General features: G+C 37.9%; 5 protein-coding genes. All 5 read right to left on the bottom strand.

Going from position 1 to position 8464, the window contains the following annotated elements:
- Positions 1-1184, bottom strand: a 1184-nt coding sequence (locus tag ACTTKP_RS09990; protein ID WP_442553760.1) for a chloride channel protein, incomplete at its 3' end; no start/stop codon positions are given.
- A 13-nt stretch (positions 1185-1197) separates the two neighbouring features.
- Positions 1198-3030 carry an Ig-like domain-containing protein gene (locus ACTTKP_RS09985; RefSeq protein ID WP_442553759.1) on the bottom strand — a complete coding sequence of 611 codons (1833 nt, stop codon included), beginning with the start codon at positions 3028-3030 and terminating at the stop codon, positions 1198-1200.
- A 79-nt stretch (positions 3031-3109) separates the two neighbouring features.
- Entirely contained in the window at positions 3110-3988 is an 879-nt protein-coding gene (hslO, locus tag ACTTKP_RS09980) for an Hsp33 family molecular chaperone HslO (protein WP_442553758.1), read from the bottom strand.
- 4 nt (positions 3989-3992) lie between these two features.
- Positions 3993-4763 carry a class I SAM-dependent DNA methyltransferase gene (locus ACTTKP_RS09975; protein WP_442553757.1) on the bottom strand — a complete coding sequence of 257 codons (771 nt, stop codon included), beginning with the start codon at positions 4761-4763 and terminating at the stop codon, positions 3993-3995.
- Between the two features lie 16 nt (positions 4764-4779).
- Entirely contained in the window at positions 4780-8331 is a 3552-nt protein-coding gene (gene addA, locus ACTTKP_RS09970; protein WP_442553756.1) for a helicase-exonuclease AddAB subunit AddA, read from the bottom strand.
- Positions 8332-8464 lie beyond the last annotated feature (133 nt).

Raw genomic sequence — 8464 nt, 5'->3', positions numbered from 1 at the left:
CTGATTGTAATAGCCAGTAAGAAGTAAATATTTCCCTCTTTAAATCCGAATAATTCCGAAATTATAAGTAAAGAGGCTATAGGGCAGTTTGTAACTCCCACAAATAAGGCTGCCATTCCACAGGCTACAGCAAGAGAAGTAGGCAAGCCAAAAATATGGGCAAAGAGATTGCCAAAGGTTGCTCCTATGAAAAGTGAAGGCACTATTTCGCCCCCCTTATATCCGGCACCTATACAAAGTGCAGTAAGAAGCATTTTCATAATAAAGGCATACCATACAACCTCACCTTCTACTGCCCTTTCTATCACAGGCATACCGGCTCCGAGAAAGTCCTTTGTATCAAGTAGAATATTGATAACAACGAAAATCGTACCGCCTACAAAGATTTGAAAATAGCGGTTTATATGTAATTTTGAAAATGTCACACCTGCTCCTTTTAAAAGCAGACAGAAAATTATACTTAAAAGTCCACAGGCAATAGCAAGAATTGCTATCTTCCATACCACATTGAAATCAAGCCCTACATCCGTTACCCTGCCTAGATGTTCCTTTTCCAGTCCGTATAAATGAGCCATCCACCTTGCAGTTACAGCAGATACAAAGCAGGGAAACATAGCAGAATACTGGATTATGCCTATACTTGCCACCTCCATAGGAAAGAAAACAGCAGCTATGGGAGTTCCAAAAATAGCCGAAAAAGCTGCACTCATACCACACATGATTATCATGCGCTTTTCTTCTTCACTTAGCTTAAGCCATTTTATCTTGTTTAAGCCGGCTGCTGCCGCACTACCAAGCTGTAAGGCTGCTCCCTCTCTTCCCACTGAACCTCCGAAGGCATGAGTTATAATAGTGGAAAGAAAAATTAAAGGTGCCATAACTACCGGCAGCTCTGTCTTTGCCTGTATCGTACTTATTACAAGATTGGTTCCCCTAGACTTATATACACCTGCAAAATGATATAAAAATACTATAATAAGACCTGCTGCAGGCAAACCGAAAATTATACCGGGATTTGCATCTAAAAGATTATTTGCCTTTCCATCAAGTGCTGAAAATGCCACACTGATACCTCCTACAAAGAGGCCAACCACTGTGGCAAGAATATACCAGCGAAATAAATTAAAAATATTCACCCTTATCTCTGTGATAATTTTATTTAATTCTGTTACAACCTTTTCCATTTAAAACTCCAAACTATCTAGCCCTAACTTTAAGTGCATATTCTTTTTCACCTGTAGTACCTTTAAGAACAGTTATTTTCTCATAATTTTCCAGTGTAGAGTTTTGTAATGCCGCTCCTGAAGGGACATAGTAAAACTCTGCAAGTCCTGAAGTTATATTTTTCTTAATATAAAAATATGAGCCTAACGATGAACTTATAATATTTGAACCCGGCATTATAAAAACCTGTCCCGCTCCATTGTCATTTAAGCCAAGTACAGAAAGCACTTCATCATATTTTGTCACCTGTACATTAGATGTATTGGTAAGAATATAAGTAATAATACTCTCCTTTCCAACAACACCCTCTCCTGCTATAGCAAGCGAACCTACACTGCCTCCATCCGTTACTTTTGAATCCATAGCATGGCTTGCTGAATTTCCTACTGCCACAGCCCTTATATTAACTGTACCTGTATTTAACCTGGCAGCTCTAAGAGGATAAGTGAGGAAGGTTTCTCCATCTATAGTAATCGGTGATATCGTTTGCATTTTTCCATCAGCCGTATCAAGTGCAAGACCGGTATTGCCGGAAATTACCAGAGAAATTTTAGTCTGTGAAATACCTGAATTGTAAATACTGTTTCCATAACTATCCTTCGCCCTTACCAACACATAGTAAGAATCCGGCACTGTATTCAAGGTAGAATTTCCACCAAAAGATGTGATTACAGTTCCATTTGCTAAAAATGTACTGCTATCCATCACCTTAGTATAACCTGTAATAGTCCTCTTATATATTCCCATAATTTCTATACTTTTAATATAGCTGGGATTTCCAATCTTTATCTGTACTTCCTTGCTGAAGCTTCCTTCCCCTCCATAGGTTATATTTATTTTTCCTGTATAACCCACTGTCTGATTTGGCTCTAAATCAATTAAGAATTTACCATCTGATATTAATTTTACAGGCTTATTTCCTTCCCATACTGCACTGCATTTACCCGCAAACCTCAAATCATGAGTAACATCATTACCATACTGGTCTAAAAGCTTATATCTTACCTCAGCCTTCATCCCGCTGTCACTCAAGGTTGCTAAAGGTGCTTCCGTATTTTCAACAATTATTTCCTTAACCGCAGACCTGGTTGGAACCTGAACCCTATCCTTTATTTCAACTCCTATGACATTACTTCTTATTCCATCTGTGGCAGCTCTTCCCGCCTTCACAGCCGCCCTTACATATACCTTAGACGCACTGCTTCCAGCCACCATAAAACCTGAAGATGTAATTGTCGCAACTGAAGGAGCAGCTTGTACCGTACAGGCCTCATCCGTAAAAAGTTCATAAAATATTCCATATGCTGCCTTTCTTCCCGGATTTATCTTCATTTCTTCAGAGCCTGACTTTGCAGATGCCCTAAACTGTATAATGGAATCTGTAAACATTGTACCGTCAAACTTACCTGTTCCGGATATTGAAAGAGTATCTACTCCGCTATTTACCTTGATTTTACATTTAATTGTAACTTGCTTTTTTAATTCTTTATAAGTGAAGCTTATAATTGTACTCCCCGGTTTTTTAGCAGTTACTACTCCCTCTTTGGACACCGATGCCACATTCTTATCTGAGGATTTCCATTTTCCGTTTATCCCTGAAGTTCTTCCTACTATAAGATAATCAAGATCCAAATTTTCCTGTCCTATAAATATTTCTTTTACCTTTTTAAGTGTCAGCATAGAGTCCGGAGTATTTTTATCATATAAAAATGCTGCTGCCTTTGCCTCTTCCCTTGGTGATATGGCTGTAAAACTTCCAAACGCCAAAACACCTGCAAGGACGAAAGCCCAAAATTTATTTTTCATTTAAATCTCCCTTCAACACATTTATGACTATCTCTGAAATTAACACCTAAATATGTCCGAACTGTGTTAATTTTCTTACCTATTTCCCACTTTTTAATAATTCTCCAATTTCTTCAGGCATAAACTCATACTTCTTCCCACAGAACTGACAGCATAGTTCTACCGGCTTTGCTTCTTCATAAAGTCCCCTCAGTTCTTTTTCCCCTATGCTTAAAAGTACCTGCTCCACCCTCTCCTTATTACAGCCGCAAAGAAAGGATGTTTCTACCTTATCATTTATTTCAATACCCAAGTCTCCAAGAATGAAGGTAAGTATTTCTTCCGGACTCATATCCTCATCAAGCATCTGTGTTACTGAAGTCACCATAGGAATCTTATTTTCAATCGCATCTATGGTTTCATCCGTAGCTCCCGGCATAAGCTGAATGATAAATCCCCCTGCCCTTCTCACACTATAATCTCTGTCTACAAGCACTCCTAAGGCAACCACACTCGGTACTTGTTCGCTTGATGCAAAATAATATGTAAGATCCTCTGCTATTTCTCCTGTAATCAAACCTGTTCTTCCTACATAAGGCTCTTTAAGTCCTAAATCCCTAATTATAGTAAGTTCTCCACTTCCTATTGCCTTGCCTACATCAAGCTTACCTTCCGCCTTAAGTGGAAGTTCTACCTCAGGATTAAATACATACCCCTTAACCCTTGCCTTAGAATCCGCTGTAACAACCAAACCGCCTATAGGTCCATCGCCCTTTATCTGAAGGGTCAGTTTATCTTCCTCTCCTTTCATCATAATGCCCATCATAGATCCGGCTGAAAGCAGTCTCCCCAAGGCTGCCGTAGCAACAGGCATACTGTCATGATGAAGTCTTGCTTCCTCCACTAAATTTTTGGTTGTACAAGCGAAGGCCCTTACCTCTCCTCCTGCTGCCACTGCTCTTATTACATAATCTCTCATAAATTTACCTATATGTTTTTCCTTCCTGATATTTCTCCCCGGCTATAAAATATAATCTTTCACTATCCTCTTTTGGCAAGTCCTTGGAAAATGCATCATACACCGCTATAAACTCCATCCCTGCCTCCTCTAAAGCTTCTTTTATTTCCTCTATAGTATAACCCTTTTGATAGTGGATTTCATCAAATCTTAAAAATCTTCTTTGTTCATCTTCACTATCTTCTAAATAAATGGTCAGGTCATACTCATTTATCCTCTCACTTACATCATAATAATTATCCCAAATAAAACTCATATTTTCACGGTTTTCTGCTATCGTCCGCTCACCTAATATGTTTTCATACTTATAAACAGTGTTTAAATCAAAAATAAATATTCCACCTGTATCAAGATAATTATTAACCAGCTTAAATACTTTTACAAGGTCTTCTTTTTCTAAAATATAATTCATTCCATCACAGATGCAGACAAACGCCCCTACCGTACCATATAAGTCTAATTCCCTCATGTCCTGACAAAGATATAATATGTCTTCACTGTCTTTTTCTGCTGCTACCTGGAGCATTTCAGCAGAGCTGTCTATTCCTATCATATCATATCCTGCCGCCTTTAGTCCAGCAGTTACATTACCCGTACCACAGCCTAAGTCCGCTACCAGTCCACCCTCTATTCCATTTTCTTTAAGCAGTCCCACAAGGTAGGCAGTCCACTCATCATAAGGAACATTGTCCATAAATTTATCGTACACCTCTGCAAAACCTGAATATGCCGACATTTTTTCTCCTCTCTAACTACTGCTCAAGTAAGATTTCTTTCCCCAACGCAAAGGAATAAATTATCTTCTCCTTAGGTTCTTTTCCGGTTATCCTCCTTAAAGCTTCTGCATAATTATCAATCTGTATTTTGTACCTTTTTACTAATTCCAAAACTCCCTCTTCACCAAATACTCTATCAGTCTTATAGTCCATAAGTACCACATCTTCTCCCTCAAAAAACCATGCATCTATTATACCCTGTACTAATACCATCTCCTTTGTATCGCCCACTTCTTCATCAACTCCTATTACAAAAGGAGTTTCCCTAAATAACTTGCCGTTAACAAAGGCATTCTGCATTCTCTTGTATAAAGCAGTCTCAAAAAATTTTTTAAAATCCTTTACTTTTATACTTCTTAATTCTTCATTTGTTATTATTTTATCAAACAAAAGTTTCGAGAGATATTCACTAAACTCCGCCTCCGAATAATTTTTGCTAAAGTCAAGTCTGCTAAGAATTGAATGGTAAAGCGTTCCCCTTGCCGCTCCCCTTATTTCTTCTTCACCATCACGCATAAATTCAGGAATATAACCTTCACTTGCCATATTTTCATCTTGAGGCATATATACTGAAGTTTCGTTGACTTCCTCCTCTATATCCATGTAAAGCTTCTTAAGCTCAGAAACTGTCATTTTATTTTTCAGTGCTACCGCCTCTTGATAAGGGTATATATATTCATTTTCACCTTTTATAAAATCATTTACTTCTTTATAAACTGCACTGTCAGGAAGCTTTGCTATCAGCCTTATATCACTCTCAACCAGCTTTTTCTTCGCCATCCCATCTATTTCCGATTTTACCAAATCTTTTGCGACCTTTATCGTAAGTAGGAGCCTGCCTTTTTTGTGCTTAGTTACGAGGGCAGGCATGGCAATATCTAAAAGTGAATTTATTTTAGACAACGAAATATAATCCTGTTCATCCGTTTCCCAAATTTTTAACAGTTTTTCACTATCTTTAATTCTTGCCGTTAAAATCAGCTTATCTTCCGCCCTTGTCATAGCTACATATAGGAGTCTTATTTCTTCTGCAATATTTTCAAGCTTTAATTTCCTTGCTAACATCTTTTTTAAAATAGTACTCTTCTTCTCTCTGGTTTCTATATTGAAGCAGTCTGTTCCGATACCGATATCAGGGTGGATAATCAGAGCAGACCTTGCATCCTGATTATTCATATTCTTTGACATTCCCGATACAAAAACTACAGGATACTGCAAGCCCTTACTTTTATGAATTGACATAATCCTTACTGAATCGGCACTCCCCGTACCTGCCTCTCCAAAATCAACCTCATATTTTTTTAGCCTATCAATATATCTTACAAAATGTACCACTCCATGCAAAGAGGTTGCCTCATAAGCCTTTGCTTTTGACACAAGCATATCCAAGTTTGCTCCCCTTGTTTCTCCTGAAGGCATAGCCTGTACATAGCTGTAAAAATTGCTTTCCGTAAAAAGTTTTTTGATAAGTTCATGTACCGGCGTGAATATCATCTCAGCTCTTTTTTCATTCAACCATGTTACAAATTTAACCGCTTTCTCATTTCCTGACTTTACTACTCTTGTCCACAAATCTGCATTTTTATCCACCTCTTTAGCTGAATTTATATGAAGTTTAGCAAGTTCTTCCTCATTAAAACCTCCTATAGGGGAAAGCAAGACTGTCCCAAGAGGCAAATCCTGATGAGGATTGTCAAGAATTTTTAATAAGGCTATCATAACCTGTACTTCCCAAGCAGAAAAATACCCCGCACCGGACTCACAAACTGCAGGTATTCCCTCAGAAATTAATACTCTTCTAAAACTTTCCGCCCACTCTACATTGGTTCTTAGAAGAATAGCAATATCACTGTATTTTAACTCTCTTTCTTCTCTAAGACTCTTAATCCGTCCCGCTACCATGTAGGCTTCAAGCTCAATCTCACTAAACTTTGCAAAATTCTCAGGTACTTCTCCCTCTTCATCAAACAGCAATACCTCTGTTTTATTTTCCTCATTATCAGTCTTCTTATCATTGCCCTTAACCAACTTTGCCGCCTCATCATAGACTATTCCGCCGAGTGCCTCAGTCATTGTCCTTTCAAATACGGCATTTACAGACTCAATTACCTCAGGTCCGCTCCTGAAATTTTGATGGAGATCAATCCGTCTGTCATTCTCTCCATCCCCATACTTATTATACTTTTCAATAAAAAGCTCAGGCTTTGCCTGACGGAATTTATATATACTCTGTTTTACATCGCCAACCATAAAAATATTTGATTTACCGTTATCATTTCTTGCGATAGCTGTAAGAATCTTCTCTTGTAAAAGGTTAGAATCCTGATATTCGTCTATCATTATCTCGGCAAACTGCTCACTGTAAGACTTCGCTGCATCAGAGGGCTGTCCTCCCTTTTTTAACAGTACCTTAATTGCAAAATGTGCCCAATCTGAAATATCTGCTACATTTCTTCTTCTCTTTTCCTCTGCATAAGCCACATCAAAACTTCTTGCAAGCCTTATTAACTCCTTTAAAGCTCTGCCTGTAACCTCTCTTGCCTCTTCGATTTCATCTATACCTTCTGCAAAAAAATCCTCTCTCAGCTTATTAAAACCATCCTTATAGCCATCTCTTATCGCCTTCGCAAGTTCTTTTTTCTCATCATCAAGGTCCTTTACCTTCTTTGTAGAAAGTCTGCTAAACTCTATATTTTTAACACATTCAGATAATTCTTCATAATCTTTTGCCTGCAGACAGCTTTTAAATAAGCCTGCATCTTCACTTCCTGTGTCTGCATAATGAACAGGCCCATAAGGTGAACAGGCAATACTTACAAATTTTTCTGCTTCCTTATGAAACTCCTCTATAAGTTTCTTACAGTATTCAAGCAATTCAGCCTCAAGTTCTGAGTTTTTAAATTTTTCTTCAGACTTTGTTAATTCTTTATCAAACCATTCTTCCTTATCAGGTAGACTCTCTGAAAATCTATGAACCTGTAAAATCAGTTCCTCCAGTATCTTATCAGATTTCCCTCTTACAAAATATTCTACAAAGTTTATAAATTCAACATCCTTCTTTTCATACTCAGCTTCTAATATCTCCTCCAGTATCTTCTTTCTGATGATTACTCCTTCATTCTCATCCATTGTACGGATGCCTGAATCTATGTCTGCTTCCTTAAAATTCTCCATAACAATCTTTTTACAAAAACTGTCAATGGTACTCATATTAGCTTCTGAAAGTAAGGCAGACTGCTTCATAAGTCGAATTGATATTGCAGAATTCGGATTTTTTTCTACCTCTTCCTTAAGTCTTACGGCAATGGCATTACCTATTCTCTCCTTCATCTCCCTTGCCGCATCTCTTGTGAAAGTAACTACCAAAAGTTCATCTAAATTAAGCGGACAAACTTCATCCATTATCCTGCTCATTATTCTTTCTATAAGCACTGCTGTCTTTCCGGAGCCTGCTGCAGCAGATACCAACATATTCCCGCCTCTGTGACTTATCACGGAAAGCTGCTCTTTAGTCCACTTTTTTTCCATTACTTCCCTCCAGCTTATCTTTAAGCTCGTTAAAAAACTTGTCTTTTTCTATCGGTCTTAGCCTGTTGTAATTATAATCAGGAAGTTTTAAATCAAATCCACAAAGCCCCCTATACTCACAATAAGTACAGCC

The sequence above is a fragment of the Catonella sp. genome (assembly GCF_052169795.1).
In the GTDB taxonomy this organism is placed as follows: domain Bacteria; phylum Bacillota; class Clostridia; order Lachnospirales; family Lachnospiraceae; genus Catonella.
This window is presented reverse-complemented; position numbering and strand designations above follow the sequence as displayed.

What these genes read in the sequence shown, in the direction of transcription:
- ACTTKP_RS09985 (WP_442553759.1), bottom strand. Translation starts at nt 3,030, where the DNA reads ATGAAAAATAAATTTTGGGCTTTCGTCCTTGCAGGTGTTTTGGCGTTT.
- addA (WP_442553756.1), bottom strand. Translation starts at nt 8,331, where the DNA reads ATGGAAAAAAAGTGGACTAAAGAGCAGCTTTCCGTGATAAGTCACAGA.
- hslO (WP_442553758.1), bottom strand. Translation starts at nt 3,988, where the DNA reads ATGAGAGATTATGTAATAAGAGCAGTGGCAGCAGGAGGAGAGGTAAGG.
- ACTTKP_RS09975 (WP_442553757.1), bottom strand. Translation starts at nt 4,763, where the DNA reads ATGTCGGCATATTCAGGTTTTGCAGAGGTGTACGATAAATTTATGGAC.